The sequence below is a fragment of the Paraferrimonas sp. SM1919 genome (assembly GCF_010993985.1).
GTDB lineage: Bacteria > Pseudomonadota > Gammaproteobacteria > Enterobacterales > Shewanellaceae > SM1919.
The window spans coordinates 1-1465 of the sequence record NZ_WINH01000054.1 but is presented as its reverse complement, the minus strand read 5'-3'; the positions used below and the strand labels follow the sequence as shown (position 1 = coordinate 1465).

Below are 1465 nucleotides of genomic sequence, written 5' to 3'. Positions count from 1 at the left end.
GTTTTATATAGATGAAGTCTATTCTTTTAAAGAGGGGGTTAATTTGATGAACTCACGTTTCTTTTTTCTGCTTTTCTAATTTCTTCTGTGGATTTTGGATTTTGTGACTTTACGGGTGTTTGTGAAACCTCATTGAGCATCATTCACAGGTAGTGGTATAGTAGGTAGCAAGCAGTTAGTATAAGTAGCATAATGAGTTCTGTGGGGGCTCAAGGTAGGAGGGATTTTACTACTATAATTTTAGCCCAGAATATTGTTATTGGTGGAAGTCCTCCTATATTTCTTACAATTATAGTGGGAGCTCAGAATGATGAGGTTAATCTTAAACTCTTAGTAGATAGTGCTTTTAATCCTTTTAGTGTTAATGCTAGCGTGGTTCTGTAAAGCCCTAAGAATATTCAGAAGGGTGCTTGAGATGTAAGAGCAGCTGCTAGTAGTCACCCATTGTTGTTAAATGAGGAGAGGGCCAAGATTCTTTTAATACTTAAGTTGTATAGTAGATTTGTTAGAGGAACTAGTAGAGTAAGTACGACTAATCCTCCGATTAGCGTGTTTTGCCCAATTTTTTCTGTTAGTGAGCAGATAAATACTACGGGTATAATTTTTTGTCAGGTTATGATTACAAGCATTCTTATTTGTTTTATTTCTATAACTCTGATCAGCTTTATGTATCAGGTGTGCACAGGTCATGCTCCTATTTTTGTTAGAAGGCCTATGATTATAATAATAGTGGTTATCTGGGTTTCTTCCTGGTACGATCAAATCAAGATGACGATAGATGCTATTACTTGGATTAGGTAGTACATTAGAGTAGGTGTTTCTTGTAGTTTTCATTTTTTTATTTCTTTAGCTATAAACCCGCACATTAGGATGGTGTTAATTTCTAAACAAACTCAAATTATTAGCCATCTTGATCTACAGACACCTAGGAGGGTTGAGGTTATTAGTAGGGCTAGGATACTTCTAAATTTTCTTCAACATTGAAAAAGTTGCGTTCATTTAAACTATAGAAGAATTTTATAGTAGCACTACAGATGAGAAGTACATTACTGTTAATACTTGGCCGATTCTTACGAAAGGGGGCTCCACTGGGTTCGCCCCAATTCAGGTTAGTAGACAAACTAGGGCGATGAAGACTCAGAATGTTGCTTTTTTTGCTGGAGAGAATTTTCTGTTTAATTTGTTCGTTTTAAGTGTTAGTACTAGTAGAATTAAAATTGCCCCTACTATGGCTAATACTCCTCCTAATTTAGATGGGATAGATCGTAAAATAGCATAGGCGAATAGGAAATATCACTCTGGTTGAATGTGTGCTGGGGTTGTTGTGATCCTGGCCACGTTGAAATTTTCTACGTCTCCTAGTAGGTTTGGTCTTATAGACAGCAGGATAAGCATCCAGTGAAAGGTTGTTATGTGTTTATTGGCTCTATTTTTGTTACTGTTGGGTTGTATAATTTTTTAGCCT

Annotated in this window: 1 pseudogene; it reads right to left on the bottom strand. The window is 36.1% G+C overall.

The annotated features are described in order from the left end of the window. Positions 1–1137 precede the first annotated feature (1137 nt). A pseudogene (locus GFB48_RS17870) lies at positions 1138–1281 on the bottom strand (hypothetical protein); the annotation flags it as partial. Positions 1282–1465: the final 184 nt, after the last annotated feature.